This window comes from Alteromonas infernus (assembly GCF_902705815.1).
Map to the genome: position 1 here is coordinate 16006 of NZ_CACSIG010000023.1, position 17661 is coordinate 33666.

Genomic DNA, 17661 nt, shown 5'->3' on the forward strand with positions numbered 1-17661 from the left:
AGCTTGCCTTTGGATAAGCCGTCTCGATCGCGGCTTAAAAAGTGAAGAAAAAAACAGAATTAGACGCGTGGTTATCCGAAAGTAACGCACACCGGCAGGCGCTGCTTGAAGCCGCAAGCTTGTGGGATGATATGTCGGTGCTGAATGAACTAAGTGGTCTATTCCCTCAACCGACGTCCCGTCAATCAGCGAAAAAACACAGCGTTTCTAAGAGCGCAATGTGGGGGATAGCGGCGACGTTTTTAGTAATGGCAATCGCCGTAGGCGTTGTGGTTCAACGCACATGGTTAGACGCTACTCCTGAGTTTGCAGCGGTAAGTCAAAAAGTACAAACCGGTGTGGGTGAACAGAAAAATGTCACTCTTGCCGATGGTTCAAAAATGCACCTAAATACTAACTCAGTGGTTACAGTGGACTTTTCGTCAGCGGTGAGAAACATTGTGCTGCTTAAGGGTGAGGCGCATTTTGAAGTCGCCCACGATAAAACGCGGCCTTTTTCTGTTACCGCCGGCAACAATACCGTTACTGCGGTGGGTACAGCGTTTAATATGCAGTATGTAGATGATAACGCTTTTGAACTCGTAGTGACCGACGGAAAAGTATTAGTTAAAGATCGTTTTAAAGCTTCAGCATCTAATGAATCGCTGTTCACAAAGCGCCCTGTTGCCGATGAAGGTTTACTTATGTTTGCGGGTGAAAAGGCTAAGGTACAAGGCAAAGTTGAAGCCCGTGAAAGTTTGTCTCAAAACGACATCGATGATGATTTAGCTTGGCAACAAGGCATGATCGTATTTAAAGGAGAGCCTTTAGACGCGGTTCTCGCTGAAATAGGCCGCTATACGCCGGTACGCTTTCATATTTCTGATGAGAGCTTACGCAAACGCCGCGTAGCGGGTTATTTTAAAGTGGGTGACATTGACGGCCTACTATCGGCGTTAAAAAGTAGCTTTAACATCAACTACGAGAAAGTCACCGACACGAGTATTGAGCTTAAACTAGCGGAGAGTTAAAAACTTCTGAAACTTAGGGGCTTTCTCCTATTCCTAGTTGGCATCAAATTATTTAATGTGACAATATAATCAGAATAATAAGCACATCGAATTTAAATCGTGCAACAGAGCAACATTGCAACAAGCAGGCAACCTAATAAAGCAATAGAAAAGCTGCATGCTTTTGCATGGCTGGCTTGGTGCTTTTCGCAAAAAAGAGGCGAAATAGTGGTGTTTCGCTCAGTAAAAGCGCCTATGCACATTGTGCCTACTTTGTTTTTGCTTTTTACACATGCCCCTCTTGTGTACGCACAAACCACCCAAGTTACAGCCACGCAACCACAAACATCAATTAACGAGTTTAGTTTTTCCATTCCTGCGCAAAATGCCAATGAGGCCCTTACGGAGCTTGCAAAACAGGCCAATACCACTTTGTTATTTCCGTTTGATTTAGCTAAAAAAGTGAAAACGAATGCCCTTGAAGGCACGTTTACGCTTAACGAAGCCTTGTCTCAACTTTTAAAAGATACGGAACTTGCCGTTGTCGTGGATGAAGCGGGTATGCTGAGTATTCGCTCCCGCTCGTCGTTACTAGCGAAGGCTAACCAGGCGAACAAGGAAGAAAAAGCGTCAGAAGAGGGCAATAATGGCTTGGAAAAAATTGCGGTAGTTGGCACCAGAAATGCGCCGCGAAGTGCAGTAGACTCTCCGGTTCCCCTTGATGTTATTGGTTCGAAGGCGCTGCGTTCGCAAGGGAATAGTGACGTGCTTTCTATGCTTAGCGTGATGGTGCCGTCATTAAATGTTAATGACCAGCCGATTAACGATGCCAGTAGCCTTGTAAGACCTGCGAATTTAAGAGGCATGTCGTCAGATCACACGTTGTTATTACTTAACGGGAAGCGTAGACACCGATCTGCGGTTATTACCTTTCTCGGCGGTGGCCTGTCTGACGGTGCACAAGGGCCTGATATATCAGTTATACCTGCTTATGCGTTAAAGCAAGTTGAGGTGCTGCGAGATGGTGCATCCGCACAATACGGTTCCGATGCTATCGCAGGCGTTATTAACTTTGTGCTAAAAGATGCGCGAGAAGGGGGGAGCGTTGCCCTTAAGTTAGGTGGGTACAGTGAAGGTGATGGCGAGCTTTTTCAAATACAGCTTAACAACGGGTTTGCCATAGGCGATAAAGGCTTTTTAAATGCAACGGCTGAGTACAGGCAGCAAAACGGCACCTCTCGTTCTGTACAGCGCAGTGATGCACAGGCGCTTATCGAACAAGGTAATACATTTATCCAAACGCCGTCTCAAGTTTGGGGCGCATTAGACGTTAACGAAGATATCAAACTAGCCTTAAATGCCGGCACTGCTATTTCTCACTTAACAGAATTTTATAGTTTTGCTACAGCAGCAAGACGGAAAATAACCGGTGGTTTCTATTTTCGAAACCCGCAAACTCGAGAAGGCGTGTTTAGCCGAACTGACCCCAACACAGGGGAAAGCCGTTTAATTGTGGCGGATTTAGATGGATTGGAAAACGGCATAGCGTGCCCGTCTATTACGCTTTCTACTAACAACGTATTGCAAGACCCTGATTATCAGCGAATAGCTGATAACACCACCGAACTTGGGGCAAATTGTTTTGCTTTTAATGAGTGGTTTCCAGGCGGTTTCACGCCAAAATTTGGCGGCACCATTACCGATGCCTCGCTGGCCATGGGAATAAGACATGAATTGCCCAAAGGTTGGGCGATGGATGCGAGTGCCACTTTAGGTTACAGTGATATCGAGTACACCATATCGAATACGGTAAACCCGTCGTTAGGGCCCCAGACACCCACTTCTTTTTCGCCAGGCGGCGTATCACAAGTGGAGCGAACCCTTAACCTCGATTTTAGCAAGCTCATTCAATCCATTTTTGAAGACCCAATTAGCATAGGCCTCGGTGCTGAATGGCGCAAAGAAACCTATTTCCAGAAAGCCGGTGATGAAGCGTCCTACATTGCTGGGCCTTTTGCCCTTGAGCCTCCGTTGGGGTTAAGCGAAGGGTTTTCGATTGGGTCGAACGGTTTTCCAGGGTATCAGCCTCAGTCTGCTGGGCATTGGAGCCGCAATAACTGGGCATTGTACGCCGACGTAGAGCTGTTCATAACTGAAGCGATGCAGGTTGGACTGGCTACTCGAGTTGAGCATTTTAGTGACTTTGGCTCTACCTTTGACGGCAAATTGAGCATGCGTTATAAACTTAACGACACCTTTGCATTGCGAGGCTCAGTTAATACAGGTTTTAAAGCGCCGACAGTGGGCCAGAGCAACGTGATTAATGTAACAACTGCTTATGGCGTTAATGGGCTTGAAGACCAAGCCACCTTGCCGCCAACGGACCTCATTTCATTACAGCTCGGCGCGACACCACTTACGCCAGAAGAATCGGTCAATTTCAGTCTGGGCATGGTCATGCAGGCAAGCGACAACTTTTTCGCAACGCTCGACTATTTCAATATTCGCCTCTCAGATCGCATCAGTACCACCTCAGCGATTCCGTTGACTGAACAAGATATTAGCGCGTTGGTTGCACAGGGAAGGCCAGATGCAGTTAAGTACAATGCAGCAAAATACTTTACTAATGATTTTGACACTAAGACCCAGGGCGTAGATTTAGTTGTAAACTACAGTTTTTCTTATAAGGACTGGGCTAACGCGTTATTACTCGCTTACAACTGGACAGATACGCAGGTGGAACGCCTTACGCTTTATCCTGCACTAGTTAACGATGAAATGCAGCTTTTGCCTAACTTAACGCCGTCGCGCATTCGTATGCTAGAAGATAACCTCCCGGCTCACAGGGGAAGCGTTACCCTTGAGCAGCTCAAAGGTAACTGGGCGCTAACATGGCGATTAAACTACTATGGTGAGTTTTACGAAGACCACCTCGATGCATCGGCGGGAATGGATATATACGGCAGTGCATTAACGACGTTTGACGCGCAACTCGCTTGGAAAGTACAACCACACATTCAGCTTACGCTAGGCGCGCAAAACTTGTTCGATGCACTGCCTGACGAAAACCCGTTTCAAGGCGAGGTTGGCGCGCTTTATCCACCTACATCTCCAGGCGGCATTAACGGCGCTTTTTATTACGCAGGCATCGAATACACCTTTAATTAACACTGCGGTAATGGCCGCTGCTTTTGGTGTCAATATATATGCTGAATGTGTCGTAGCAAAGAAACGCGTTACAAGAGGGAGAAGGGACCGGAAAGGTTAAGTATTAGGTTGCTTACTTTAACCTACGTCTTTAAATAATGATTCATCAATGATGGTTTGGTCAATAATTTGTTGTGCCATAGTAATGCACTTACCGCACTGCGAGCCAAGCTCTAAATGTTGACGTAACTCACGCATATTTCCCACGCCGTTTTCTTCAACCGCCGCGCGAATGCTTTTATCTGTTACCCCATAGCACATGCAAACAAACATTAAACGTACTCCAAATGAATCTGTAAATGATAATAATTGCTATTCATTGGTTTGGCAAGTAGATATTGGCAAATTTAATAAAGGGTAAATGATGAAAATCTGTGCGTAAAGTTTAGCAAATCAAGCCCTATTGATAGGATCAGTGAAAAAACACATTGTTTAATATTGTTATTTTAGTAATCGTACCTATCTCCCAAGCTAGCAATATCTATTTCAAGTGGTCGCGCAACGCAATCACTTCTATTATTACAATCCACATATAAATGGAGAGACTCATGAGTGTATTAGTTGGCCGTCCGGCACCTGATTTTACAGCTGCAGCGGTACTAGGTAGCGGTGAAATTGTTGATTCTTTTACGTTAAGCGAAGCAATCAAAGGTAAAAAAGCGGTTGTGTTCTTCTATCCGCTAGACTTCACTTTCGTTTGTCCTTCTGAACTGATTGCTTTTGACAAGCGTTTTGACGAGTTCAAAAAACGTGGTGTTGAAGTGATCGGTGTTTCTATCGACTCTCAATTCTCACACAATGCCTGGAGAAATACCCCAGTAAATCAAGGTGGTATTGGCCCAGTTAAGTACACTCTCGTGGCTGATGTTAAACACGATATCTGTCAAGCTTACGATGTTGAGCATCCGGAAGATGGTGTTGCATTCCGCGGTTCAGTTTTTAATCGACGAGGCAGGTATGGTGCGTCACCAAGTGGTTAACGATCTTCCTCTTGGCCGTAACGTTGATGAAATGCTGCGTATGGTTGATGCACTGGCGTTCCACGAAGAGCACGGTGAAGTTTGCCCTGCAGGCTGGACTGAAGGTAAATCTGGTATGGACGCCTCACCTGAAGGTGTAGCTAAGTACCTATCTGAAGAAGCAGACAAGCTGTAAGCTAGCTACTTAAAGAGTAGAAAAAACAGCGCTTTTAGGCGCTGTTTTTGTTTGAGCTTATAAATTAAAACGTGTTGGGTGAGCCCAGTATGAATACCAGTATTTTAAATACCTTGTTCATTTAATCATTTTCTACCGGCCATCCGCCTAATGCTTTGTACCGGTTAACCATAAAGCAAAATAGTTCGGTTGTTTTTTGGGCATCGTATAGTGCGCTGTGCGCTTCACTTTGATCAAAAGCGATTCCCGCTGCGCGGCAGGCTTTAACCAACACCGTTTGCCCTAACGCAAGGCCGGCAAGGCTGGTGGTATCAAACGAGACGAACGGGTGAAACGGCGTGCGTTTGATGTTACAACGCTCTATTGCCGCATTTACAAAGCTCTGGTCGAAAGTGGCGTTGTGGGCAACAATCACCGAGCGCTGACAATCAGCGTTTTTTTGCGCCTTTCGGATACCTTTGCATAAGTCCTTCATGGCTTCACTTTCTTCAATTGCCCCGCGCAAGGCGCAATTCGGATCGATGCCATTAAATTCCAACGCTGCCGGTTCTAGATTAGCGCCCTCAAACGGATCTATATGGTAGTGAAAGGTTTCATCGGGATGGAGAATGCCGTCGTCATCCATTTTTACCGTAACTGCCGCGAGCTCCAGCAAGGCGTCGGTTCCCGCATTAAAGCCCGCAGTTTCAACATCAATAACTACGGGGAAATAACCTCTAAAGCGCTGGGAAAGAAGGGGCGGGTTGGCAGACATAAACACTCTTGTAGACTAGATTGAGAAAACTGGCTGGTGGCGTTAATGCGCACCAACATGCGAAATGTATGTAATAGCTGAATTATCGCAAGGATGCCACCGAGTTGCCAGTTTCAATTGAAACGCTATTGTTTATAAATCAGGATAGTAGCAAAAACCTGAAACGCGAATGGTATTAAACGCTAAACTTTTCTACACTTTGGACGATAGTTATGTAGAGCGTCTTAACGTGCGTCGCTATTTCTTGTTCTTTTAGTACCTGTCTTGAAATAGATATGCCGACGAATGCTCACTTGCTTGTGTGCGCACTCGCAAGTTGTTGAAAACGTGGTTGACGGTTAACGTAACCCATACCCGTGTTAGTCTGATTTTCGTTATGGTGTCGAAGTATGGTGTCTAAATTAAAATATATCGCTTTGATGGGGATTGTGGGGTCGCTATCTTCCCACGCTGCTATGCGACAATATTCTGCGACCATTGAAAGCTCCAACTGGCGCATCGATTCCGACACACGTCTTCAGTGTACACTGAACCACGAATTACCAGGTTATGGCGAGGCTATGTTTACCAGCACGGCGTCAAAGCAATTGAATATGGAATTTGAGCTAGACATGCATTTACTACCGAGTAAATTCGATATGGCTGCCGTTTATTCCGTTCCACCAAAGTGGATGCCGGGCGTAGCGCCAAAACCTATAGCCGATATGTCTATCCGCAAGCAGTACAACGGTGACTTACCGCAGGACGCCGCTTGGACAATGCTGTCTGAACTTGAAAAAGGTTTCTGGCCCACTATTTATTACCAAGATTGGTACAACAAGTACGATCAGGTGAGTGTTGCATTAAATGCAAGTAACTTTTCTGGGGTATACCAAGAATTTGTAAAGTGTGTGTCTAACTTACTGCCATTCAATTTCGACGACATTGCTTATACCGTACTGTCATATCAAAACAACAGCACAGAACTTACCAAATACTCGCAAAAACGCTTAACCATGATAGGTGAGTATTTGAAAGAAGACAGTGAGCTAGAACTTGTACTATTAGACGGCTATACCGATAGCTATGGTGGCCGATGGAACAATGAGCAGCTTTCTATACGTCGGGCTAACGAAGTGAAGAGCTACTTGACCACGCTAGGTGTGCCAGAAGACAGAATTCAGTTGACCGGACATGGCGAAAAACGTCACATCGCGCCTAACGATACACGTGAAAGCCGTGCCCAAAACCGTCGCGTAGTGGTTAGGCTCTCTAAGTCGTAGCATTTTAAGTTACAGTGCCTAACCGCCAGACGCTTTAACCCAATATGCGCATACACACTGCATTTGAGTATAAAGCGCCCATACCTTTAATGCTTAGTCCTTTTGTGCACGCCACCTGGTAACGGGTACAACATGGTCGGTGAACACGCCGTCGACGTTAGCTACATTCTCTAACGCTTCTAACAACTGTGTCCCTGTCATGCCTGCAGGCAAAGCGTCTTCGCGATAGGTGTAAGGATGAATGGTCAGCGAATTATCATGGGCGTATTCAAGCCATTTTGCCGCTTCTAATTTTCCTTCTGCCATTGCTTTCTTGTTCAGTAAGTGGCCTAGCCATGGGCCAATGCCATCAGCATAAGAAGCTACCTCGCCCATACCCTCTTTAGTGCGAAGCCAGTCATAGTCGGTGTCGCTTTCGCCCCAATCATTTTCGCCAATAAGCATAACCACTTTGCCTTTATAGCCTAGTGTTTCGCGAATGCGTTTCACCTCTTTGAAGTCGAAACACTGAAGATAGCTGTTGCCACTTTCTCCACCAAAGCCATAGGTATTCAGTATATCGATAACAATTTTGCTAGCGTCGACCCCTTCGTTACTATGAAAAGCAGGCGATTTGACTTCGGGGTAAACGCCTACTGAAGTACCAAATTGGCGATTTAGTTCACTGATTAATTCAAAGTGCTCTGCTAATGTAGCAAGGGTAAACTGAGCCTGTTGGCCGCGATAACGATTTTCAAATACTTGTTTCCCATCGCTGTTTGCTCGCTCGTGAACCCGTAGGTTTCGTAACTCTTCTAAGGTAAAGTCTCGCGCGTAATACCTGCCATCGGCTCGGTGGCGCTTAGGGTAGACAGCTTCAACGTTCGTCACGGTTTCTAAATGAATATCGTGAAGCACCACGGGAACATTATCTTTGCTAATAACTACATCTTGTTCAATAAAGTCAGGTTTCAAAGAAAAGGCGAGGGTAGCGGCTTCAAGAGTATGCTCAGGTAAGTAGCCAGAAGCACCGCGGTGAGCGATGACTGAGAAGCGTTGAGCACTTGTCAGTTCGTGAGTGTCGGCATGCAAAGTTGGAGCTGCTATGTAGCTTGAAACAGCCAGTGCAATTGCGGGCATTATGTTACGCGCTTTAGCGCTAACACAATAAATACAGCGCCCAAGCCAATCACCATGTGTTTGCTGTGTTGAATTTACGTGTGACGTGGCAATTGCCGTCGTGCTCTTAAAAAAGCCTAAGCGTTTGTGTAGCATGACAATATCGCTCCATGTTGTCATTTATCTCTGCCGTGTAACCTATGAACTTACATTGTGCCCATAAATCCGAAGCCATAATTCGTGCCTGAAAAAATGCTTTCAATGCAAGCCACAGGCACGAATAATTAGTGCGACTGTTCTAGCGAGATTGATTTGTTTTGAATAAGCTCTATGGCGTAACCATCGGGGTCGCGCACAAAGGCTATAACAGTGGAACCGCCTTTTACCGGCCCTGGTTTTCGATAAACATCGGCGCCGTTTGCTTCGAGGTTCTCACAGAAGCGATAGATATCATCAACTTCAATGGCGATATGGCCATAAGCGTCGCCTTTTTCGTAAGTATTGTCGCCCCAGTTGTAGGTAAGCTCTAAGACTGTGCTATCAGACTCATCACCGTAGCCTACAAACGCCAGCGTGTATTCGTACTCTTTGTTCTCAGACTGGCGCAATAGGCGCATCCCCATAAGTGAGGTATAAAAGTGTAAAGACGCTTCCAAGTTTTCAACTCGAAGCATGGTGTGAAGCATTCGCATAACAAACTCCTATTAGTGACGAAAGTAAAAGCTAAGGACATAATACAATATTAGCGCGTGTTGAATGTTGCTTACGTCAAGAAACCGTATTAGAAACAGCTTTTTAGTGTAATCAGAGAGTTAGCTAAAGACACCACGTACTTATATTAAGAGGTGAATGTTAACGCTTTAAGACAGCATTACAATTTTTCCTAGCCCGCTAAAAAGCACGTACATCGATAAATAAAATACGCTAACAAGCGCCGTGACCAAAAATAATCGAGAAAAGGTTGGACATCGCGTTGGTTTACCTGTACCTTCAATCCCGCTCTAGATATGTTTTATGCTTTACCTAATACTGCGCTGTACCTTTCTTTATTCCTTCAAATTGAAGTTCTATTTAGATATACAACTGCTTTACTAGCTTGGTTATGTCTATTGCTATTCGGTGACTTTCACCACAACATCAATTTTTTTAAAAAAGGTTTTTATTATGTCTAATTCAGTAAACGGCACAGTTAAATGGTTCAACGAAGAAAAAGGTTTTGGTTTCCTAACACCTGAAGCTGGCGGCAAAGATGTATTCGTACACTTCCGTTCAATTGCTTCTGACGGTTTCAAAACTCTTGCTGAAGGCCAAGAAGTTAGCTTTGAAGTTGAACAAGGCCAAAAAGGTCCACAAGCTGCTAACGTAGTTGTTCGATAAGACCATAAAGCTTATCTAATAAAGATGGGCTCTTTTTATCGCTAAGCGATGTTAAAGGGCCTAATTTTCGTTTTAAAATTTCTTAACACAACCTGCGAGGAATTCAAAACAAACAATATCAAAAAAGAAGTACTTAATATGCAATTTCAAAATTCTATTTCTACCACCATTGACGCAATACCTCCTGCGTTAATTTCAAATATCTCCACAAATAAAACCACCGTTGCCTTTAAACAAGCAAATACTTATCGACACGTAGTCTTGTCATCGCGTGAAGAAGTTAGGCGATTTGTTGACGAGTTAGTTCAAGCATCTTAAACGTCCGTCAGCCTTGTATTTGAGTGGAAAAATTATCAATTATCACGCGCTTATATAAGAGCAATAATCTTCGCTCCTAGTCGCATTGTCAGATTATTCTTAATGCTGTTGGCAGTGGCGGTAAAAATACGTTTTTAAAGCCCATTGGAAAAAGCTTAGTGCGTTCAAGCAACAAACATAAATAAGAAAAAGTCGTGGGTTAAAACGCTTAGGTCAGCACACCGATTAGCATGCTGACCGAAAAATAGCGTCTCTTGTTAAAACAACGTATAGCGACGAACCACTATTTGGTTTTTAACTTTACGTCTGAATCTGCAAGTAAATAGATACTAGCTGCATAAGCCGCAATATTCTGTGCAAGTTCATCCGGGTTAATTTTGTCGAGGGTATCATCTGGCGTGTGGTGCAAATCGAAGTAATCTCTACCGTTTTGATTTAGTCTAATAGTGGGTACGCCTTTAGCTGCCAGTGGAATGATATCAGGGCCGCCACCAGCGACGTCTGAACCACCGCGAATTATGCCCAGTGGTGATAAGATTTTGGCGATTTCATCGACCAACACCGTAGCTTCAGGGTTAACATTAGACACAAGTTGCCAAATAGTTTGCGCGCCAAAATCAGATTCAGTCGCCAAAACGTGATTGCTTAGATTTTTCTCATGCTGCTTTGCATAAGCAAAAGCACCTAATAAACCGACTTCCTCTGCGCCAAACATAACCACGCGAATAGTGCGCTTTGGGCGCTCAGGTAAAGAAGCGATTAACGCTGCCGCCGCGGTAGTTATGGCTATGCCTGCACCGTCATCAACCGCACCTGTACCCAAGTCCCAGCTGTCTAAGTGGCCGCCTATAAGTACGATCTCTTCAGGCTTTTCACTGCCCACTAGATCTAAAATTACGTTGCCGCTGCTTACTTCGCCTTTCCACTTTGATTCAGAATGTAGTGACAGAGACAATGGTTTACCTAAGTTGTGTAGGCGGCGCAGGTGATCAGCATCTGGGTTTGAAATTGCTACCACTGGAATATCGGCCCAGCTATCACCGTCTGAACTCATCATGCCTGAATGAGGAAAACGGTGTGAATCTGAACCTACCGAACGTACCACTAACGCCTCAGCACCACCGCGCTGGGCATGCTGCCAGCCGATGCGTCGACGCTGATTTGCTTGTCCGTAGCCCGCGCCAGTTTGACTTTTCACCATGGCATCGCCATCTATAAACGCGATCTTACCGTTAAGTGCGCCGTCTTTAACCGCAGTTAACGCATGAATGTCTCTAAAGTAAACAATATCAGCATTAATTTCACTTTCAGATGGCGCGGCACCACCTAATGCTGTGCCATAAAGGGGTTGTGCATAGGGAGCGGTAAGCGCAATGTGTAAATGACCTCTATCCCAAAAGGGCATAGTGAATTCTTCTATACTGACTTTATCAAAACCTAAACGTTTACCAACTTCTACACCCCACTCTCTAGCGCGTTTTTCCGCTTCAGAGCCACCTAAACGAGGACCAATCTCAGTAGTTAGCGACTCTACAATGCTATAGCCTAAGTCACTATTAAGTGCCTTTTGTATAAGTGTTTCAGCATTTTTCTTTTGCTGCGGCGTAATTGGCGAGGTTTCAGCAAATACGCCTAAACTGCATGCACTTACTAAGGCACCAACCGCTAAACGTTTAGCGATAGTATTTAATCGAGACATGTGTTCTCCGTGGTCTATTTTTATATTTCTAAATTATTTTCGCTTTTTCTTAAGCGCTATTTTTTGCTTTTTTTCTTGTTCTTTTAGCACTTCGTTTATAAAACGCTTTCTGCCGAATTCGCGCGTAATAATACATTTATTTAGATCGAAACCGCGAGCAGGGCAGTACTCTCTTCCATACAGGATTATTTGGAGATGGAGGTCGTTCCATCTTTCTTTTGGGAACAAGCGTTTCGCGTCTCGCTCGGTTTGCTCTACACTTTTTCCGTTTGACAGCCCCCAACGATACATTAGGCGATGGATATGGGTATCTACAGGAAATGCTGGGATGCCAAAGCCTTGAGACATAACTACCGCAGCGGTTTTGTGGCCCACCGCAGGCATGGCTTCTAGCGCTTCAAAACTGGCGGGAACTTCACCATTATGCTGCTTGATTATCATATCAGACAGATGCCAGATGCCTTTAGATTTCATCGGCGATAAACCACAAGGGCGAATAATGTCTTGAATTTCTTCAATAGTCATCATCACCATATCGTAAGGATTATCTGCGCGAGCAAATAGCTTTGGTGTAATTTGGTTTACGCGTTCATCGGTACATTGAGCGGATAAAAGCACGGCAATAAGCAGGGTATAAGGATCTTTATGATCGAGAAAAATTGGAACTTCTGGATAGAGTTCATCCAGAATACGCATGATTTCACGTACTTTTTCTTGCTTAGAAATGGGCTTCACTACGTCAGTCATTAATGCTGTCTCTTACTTTGTTCTTGCTTTATCAACACGAGCTAGTTAGCTTTCCGCTGTAACCCGAACACGCGCTGCTTTTTCTGTCGGGGCAGTCTGCTGCGCCGCTATTTTGGCATCGATACTATTTTTTATTGCAATTAACAGGCCCATGCCTAAAAAGGCGCCAGGGGGTAATACGGCAAGTAAGAATGGATTTTCTGTATTAAATAGCACAATGGTCCAGTTTTCAGCAATCGGGCCAAATAAACGATCTGCGCCAGTTAACAGTGTGCCAGCGCCCAATATTTCGCGCATGCCGCCGAGAATAACCAGTACTGCGGTAAAGCCTAGCCCCATCATTAGACCGTCATACGCCGATGCAAGCGGGCCATTTTTTGAGGCGAACGCTTCTGCCCGACCTATAATGGCACAGTTAGTCACAATCAAAGGGATGAATATACCTAATGCCAGGTAAAGTTCGTAGGTGAACGCGTTCATTAACAACTGAACAATAGTGACAAACGCAGCTATGATCATCACGAAAACGGGAATACGAATTTCATTTCGTACCACGTTTCGCACTAACGATACCGTTACGTTGCTGCCAATTAAAACCAGCATAGTGGCAAGGCCTAACCCTAAGCCATTGATAAACGTAGCCGTAACCGCTAATAAGGGGCATAGACCTAATAACTGAACGAGGGCAGGGTTGTTTTTCCAAAGCCCCTGTAGTGATAAATCGCGAAAATCAGTCACGTTTAAAGCTCCTCTACACGTTGAGGGTGCGCCTCGTTAATATCAGTAGGTTCGGTTGTGTTAACGTTATCTTTGCTTTCACAAGTATTTGGCGCGGAGAATAAGGCCGACTTATTCGTGTGTGCATAAAGCAATGCTTCACGCACAGCACCCACCACTGCTCTTGGAGTAATGGTTGCACCGGTGAATTGATCAAACTCACCGCCGTCTTTTTTAACTTGCCACGGGGCTAAATTGTCTTTTGAAAAGGATTTACCGTTAAACGAAGTAATCCAGTTACTTACCGCAAGCTCAATTTTATCGCCCAACCCTGGGGTTTCTTTGTGCTCAATAACCCTTACGCCAAGTACAGTCATCTCAGCGTTCACACTACTCGTGTTGTCAATTGCGGTAACGTCATCGCTGTTTTTCGCAGCTGAAAAAGCGGTGGCCTTAACATTCACCCCCACAACAATATCGATATCACCGCTGTAGCCATCGGGCGCTGTAGCTTCAAGCACTAAGGCGCTGGGGCTGCCATTTAACGTAGCGCGATAAACCTTATGACTTTTTTTGCCACCTAATTCAACGGCATTCACTTGGGTACAATTTGCATATAAGGCGTTATCGTGAAACTCACTGGGAACGACTTCGTTTAATACGCTTAGCAGTTTTTGCTGCTTTTGCTGTTCTATCTTATCGCTGGTGCCATAAAACGTTAGCGCAATCAGCGCCGTGGTAACCACGGCAAATGCGCCTAACATCAGGCCGTTTTTGGTTAAGCTTTCTTTCATCATTGCGGCTTACCTCGACCTTTGCTTACATTTTTCCCGTATACCCGCGGGCGGGTGTAATAATCGATAAGAGGTACGGCCATATTCATAATAATAACCGCAAAGGCCACAGCGTCGGGATACCCGCCAAAAGTACGAATAATCACAACCCAAAAACCAATGGCGGCTCCAAAGATGATTCTGCCTTTCGGTGTAGTCGATGCTGATACAGGGTCGGTTGCAATAAAAAATGCACCAACCATCACTGCGCCATTGAATAAATGAAACAAGGGCGAGGCATAGTAATCGGCGTTAACTAAATGAAGTAATGATGCGCACACAGCTACGCTTATAAGCATGCCGCCTGGAATATGCCAGCTAATTACGCGGGTTTTCCATAAATACAGTCCACCTAATAGATAGGCAATGCTAACGATTCCCCATCCTGCGCCAGCAGCGTCAAAAAATCCGCCGTTAAAAATTGGCTTGCTCAATGACTCTGTATAGGTAACGCCTTGTGTTAAATCTGTCTTTAATGTGTCTAGCGGCGTCGCCATCGTAACCCCATCTGCGATGGTTTTAAGCTGAGTAACATCGTAGCCGCTGGTGGTAAAACCGGTGAAAATAAGCGATACCGAATCGAGGAAGCTTGGCGTTATGCCCGCATGTGTCGCCGGTGGCAGCCATAAACTCATAGCGGCTGGGAAAGAAATGAGTAAGACGACGTAAGCAATCATTGCAGGGTTAAAAATATTAAACCCGAGTCCGCCATAAACTTGCTTAGCCACAGCGATGGCAAAGAATACGCCAGTTACCGTCATCCACCAAGGCAGGGTGGGTGGGATACTGATGGCTATTAGTAGCCCAGTTAATACTGCGCTGTAATCTGTTAGCGTGCGCTCAATAGGACGTTTTCTTAAAAATAATATAACGCCCTCGATTAATAATGCGCTCACTACAGCAATAAATGCTTGTATCAGCATGCCCCAGCCGAAGAAGAAGGATTGCGCAATCATGCCTGGTAGCATGGCGTATATCACCATGCGCATGACTTGACCGGTATCGCGTCTAACCCTTTGGTGTGGTGAGCTCGATAAACTTAACTTCATTGTGATTCTTTCTCTTTGTCAGCGGCAGCTTTTTTCGCTTTCGCTTTAGCAATAGCGGCAGCAATTCGCGCTTTTTTTTCATCTTTTTCATCGTGCTGTTGTTCTTGCGCTGGTTCAGCCCTTGATGTGTCTGGTGCCTGTGAATCAGATGAACCAACGTGGGGTGACGCATCTTTCAATGAAGCGTCTTCAGGCTCGACCTCAGTATTTTGTGCCGCTTTTTTGGCTTTGGCTTTCGCTACGGCAGCCGCAATGCGTGCTTTTTTCTCGTCAGCCTGATTTACAGGTGGCGCAGATTTTTCCGTTGCTTCTTCTGCATTTTGTGCCGCTTTTTTGGCTTTCGCTTTCGCTACGGCAGCCGCAATGCGTGCTTTTTTCTCGTCAGCCTGATTGGCAGGTGGCGCAGGTTCTTTCGTTGTTTCTTCTGCATTTTGTGCCGCTTTTTTGGCCTTCGCTTTCGCAACAGCAGCCGCAATGCGGGCTTTCTTTTCGTCAGCTGGGTTCAATGCTGGCTTTTCATCGACCTGCGAGGCCGGCTCTTCGCTGTCTTCAGTATTTTGTTCTGCCTTTTTCGCTTTAACTTTCGCTACGGCAGCAGCAATTCGCGCTTTCTTTTCATCAGCAGCGGATTGTGCGCCTACCTCAGTTGCTGGCTGTTCATTTTGTGACGACTGGCTTGATTGACCTGCTTGAGCGGCCTTCTTTGCTTTTGCTCTCGCTATGGCGGCAGCGACCTGGGCCTTTTTATCGTCTGGTGATGGCGTATTCTCAAGTGATGTAGAGGTTTCATTAACATCATCGCGCTGAGGCTGTACGTGCGACTCGCCATTAGCACTGGTTTGCATAGCCGCTTTTTTCGCTTTAGCGCGGGCTAAGGCGGCGGCGACCTTGTCTTTTGCTTGTGAGGCACCCTCATTGGCGCTATTAGTATTATCTACTGATGCCGCGCTTTGCTCTTTTGCTTTATTCGCCGCCAATCGCGCTTCTTTGGCTTTCCTATGCTTCTCTTCACGCTCGCGCTTTTCTCGATCTAACCGCTCTTTACGCGCTTCAAAGCGCTGCTTTGCTTTCTCTGCTTTATTCTTTTCATCGCGCTGCAAACGTATTTCAGCTTTAGCTTGACGATAATAATGCACTAGCGGTATTTCACTTGGGCAAACGTACGCACATGCCCCGCATTCAATACAGTCGAAAAGGTCATACTCTTCGGCTTTGTCGTATTCTTTCGCTTTGGCATGCCAAAACATTTGTTGGGGCAAGAGCGAAGCCGGGCAGGCATCAGCGCAAGCGCTACAACGTATACACGGTCGCTCGGCATTGTCGTCTACTAACTCTTTTTTTGCAGGAACTAATAAACAGTTAGTGGTTTTTATTACTGGAATAGTGGCGTCAGATAGCGTAAAGCCCATCATAGGGCCACCCATGACGACTTTTGGTTTTTTTTTGTTTTTTCGGGTTGTACTTAGCTTCATCTAACAAATGTGAAACCGGCGTACCGATTAACGCTCTAAAGTTACTGGGAGATTCAACCGCTTCACCGGTAACGGTCACAATGCGTTCTATGAGCGGTTTGCCATGCAGGATTGCATCTGCAATTGCAAAGCAAGTACCTACATTAAACATCATGACGCCGATATCTGCAGGTAGGCCGTTTCTTGGCACTTCGCGACCCGTAATAACTTGAATAAGCTGCTTTTCTCCGCCAGCAGGGTATTTGGTTTCAACGTTTACTACGCGGTATTCTTTTTTATCTTGGCAGGCAATACTCAACGCTTCAAACGCTTCTGGTTTGTTGTCCTCGACAGCCACTATGATGGCTTTAGGGCCAATAAGATGTGTAAGAATGTCTAGCCCTTGGCGTATTTGCCACGCATGCTCACGCATCAGGCGATCATCAGAAGTGATATAGGGCTCACACTCAATGCCATTTAATATAAGGAACTCAACAGGCTTAGATGTTGATGTTTTTATATGAGTGGGGAAGCCCGCGCCTCCCATGCCCGAAATGCCCGCCTGGCAAATGGCTTCTATCAGCTCATTACTATGAACGTCGCTGTAATTAGCAATAGGAGACAGCTCGCACCACGTATCTTTACCGTCTGGACGTATCGAAATACACATTTCTGTCAGGCCACTTGGGTGGGCTACCACATGAGGCGCAATAGCGACAATTTCACCTGAAGTAGGCGCGTGTACAGGGACTGAGAATGGCGATGAACTCTGGGATAACACCTGCCCTTTTAATACGGTATCACCAACCTGAACGCAACATATGCCATCTGAGCCTATGTGCTGCCTAAGAGGAACCACCAACAGCTCGGGCATGGAGGGTTTTTTAATAACAGATGTATTAGAAAGCGACTTCTTATCGTCTGGGTGCACGCCACCTGGGAACGAGAACGTCTTTCCCGCATTGAGGGTTTCTATAATTGAATCAAAACTGGGGTACATCACAA

Annotated in this window: 14 protein-coding genes and 2 pseudogenes; 6 read left to right on the forward strand and 10 right to left on the reverse strand. The window is 45.5% G+C overall.

Annotation, left to right across the window (positions count from 1 at the left end):
- The first annotated feature begins 41 nt into the window (after positions 1 to 41).
- Positions 42 to 1010 carry a FecR family protein gene (locus ACX5J7_RS06380; protein WP_498706504.1) on the forward strand — a complete coding sequence of 323 codons (969 nt, stop codon included), beginning with the start codon at positions 42 to 44 and terminating at the stop codon, positions 1008 to 1010.
- 99 nt (positions 1011 to 1109) lie between these two features.
- The gene (locus tag ACX5J7_RS06385) at positions 1110 to 4157 is read left to right on the forward strand and encodes a TonB-dependent receptor domain-containing protein (RefSeq protein WP_498706506.1); all 3048 of its coding nucleotides are present in this window, start codon (positions 1110 to 1112) and stop codon (positions 4155 to 4157) included.
- A gap of 117 nt (positions 4158 to 4274) precedes the next feature.
- On the opposite strand, the gene ACX5J7_RS06390 is transcribed toward ACX5J7_RS06385, so the two are convergent.
- Positions 4275 to 4469 (reverse strand): bacterioferritin-associated ferredoxin, encoded by a 195-nt coding sequence (locus ACX5J7_RS06390; RefSeq protein WP_012517801.1) that lies wholly within the window; start codon positions 4467 to 4469, stop codon positions 4275 to 4277.
- A gap of 275 nt (positions 4470 to 4744) precedes the next feature.
- Between ACX5J7_RS06390 and ACX5J7_RS06395 the strand changes: the two are divergent.
- Positions 4745 to 5351, forward strand: a pseudogene (locus ACX5J7_RS06395) (peroxiredoxin).
- 121 nt (positions 5352 to 5472) lie between these two features.
- On the opposite strand, the gene rnt reads toward ACX5J7_RS06395, so the two are convergent.
- Complete coding sequence (gene rnt / locus ACX5J7_RS06400) at positions 5473 to 6105, reverse strand: ribonuclease T (protein ID WP_071951067.1); 633 nt, start codon at positions 6103 to 6105, stop codon at positions 5473 to 5475.
- 389 nt (positions 6106 to 6494) lie between these two features.
- Between rnt and ACX5J7_RS06405 the strand changes: the two genes are divergently transcribed.
- Positions 6495 to 7367: a flagellar protein MotY gene (locus ACX5J7_RS06405; RefSeq protein WP_012517804.1), complete on the forward strand. Its 873-nt coding sequence runs from the start codon at positions 6495 to 6497 to the stop codon at positions 7365 to 7367.
- 93 nt (positions 7368 to 7460) lie between these two features.
- Here the strand turns inward: ACX5J7_RS06405 and glpQ are convergent, their stop codons facing one another.
- Both glpQ and gloA read right to left on the reverse strand, forming a co-directional pair.
- On the reverse strand, positions 7461 to 8621 hold the full coding sequence (gene glpQ, locus ACX5J7_RS06410) for a glycerophosphodiester phosphodiesterase (protein ID WP_498706533.1): 1161 nt from the start codon (positions 8619 to 8621) through the stop codon (positions 7461 to 7463).
- Between the two features lie 128 nt (positions 8622 to 8749).
- Positions 8750 to 9157, reverse strand: coding sequence for a lactoylglutathione lyase (gene gloA, locus ACX5J7_RS06415; RefSeq protein ID WP_012517806.1), 408 nt, complete (start codon positions 9155 to 9157; stop codon positions 8750 to 8752).
- Between the two features lie 472 nt (positions 9158 to 9629).
- Here gloA and cspE point away from each other — a divergent pair, with 472 nt between their 5' ends.
- Both cspE and ACX5J7_RS06425 read left to right on the forward strand, forming a co-directional pair.
- Entirely contained in the window at positions 9630 to 9842 is a 213-nt protein-coding gene (gene cspE, locus ACX5J7_RS06420; RefSeq protein ID WP_012517807.1) for a transcription antiterminator/RNA stability regulator CspE, read from the forward strand.
- 138 nt (positions 9843 to 9980) lie between these two features.
- Positions 9981 to 10160: a hypothetical protein gene (locus ACX5J7_RS06425; RefSeq protein ID WP_041912846.1), complete on the forward strand. Its 180-nt coding sequence runs from the start codon at positions 9981 to 9983 to the stop codon at positions 10158 to 10160.
- 283 nt (positions 10161 to 10443) lie between these two features.
- Here the strand turns inward: ACX5J7_RS06425 and ACX5J7_RS06430 are convergent, their stop codons facing one another.
- The 6 genes and pseudogenes from ACX5J7_RS06430 to rsxC form a co-directional block, all read right to left on the reverse strand.
- Complete coding sequence (locus tag ACX5J7_RS06430; protein WP_020745591.1) at positions 10444 to 11859, reverse strand: M20/M25/M40 family metallo-hydrolase; 1416 nt, start codon at positions 11857 to 11859, stop codon at positions 10444 to 10446.
- Positions 11860 to 11892: 33 nt separating this feature from the next.
- Positions 11893 to 12606, reverse strand: coding sequence for an endonuclease III domain-containing protein (locus ACX5J7_RS06435; protein ID WP_012517810.1), 714 nt, complete (start codon positions 12604 to 12606; stop codon positions 11893 to 11895).
- A gap of 45 nt (positions 12607 to 12651) precedes the next feature.
- A complete protein-coding gene (locus ACX5J7_RS06440; protein ID WP_012517811.1) occupies positions 12652 to 13344 on the reverse strand; it encodes an electron transport complex subunit E in 693 nt (230 codons plus the stop codon).
- A gap of 2 nt (positions 13345 to 13346) precedes the next feature.
- The gene (locus ACX5J7_RS06445; RefSeq protein ID WP_020743150.1) at positions 13347 to 14120 is read right to left on the reverse strand and encodes an electron transport complex subunit G; all 774 of its coding nucleotides are present in this window, start codon (positions 14118 to 14120) and stop codon (positions 13347 to 13349) included.
- Complete coding sequence (gene rsxD, locus ACX5J7_RS06450) at positions 14117 to 15205, reverse strand: electron transport complex subunit RsxD (RefSeq protein WP_012517813.1); 1089 nt, start codon at positions 15203 to 15205, stop codon at positions 14117 to 14119. The genes ACX5J7_RS06445 and rsxD overlap by 4 nt, the downstream gene beginning before the upstream one ends.
- Positions 15202 to 17656 (reverse strand): annotated as a pseudogene (gene rsxC / locus ACX5J7_RS06455) (electron transport complex subunit RsxC). The gene rsxD and the pseudogene rsxC overlap by 4 nt, the downstream one beginning before the upstream one ends.
- Between the last annotated feature and the right edge of the window lie 5 nt (positions 17657 to 17661).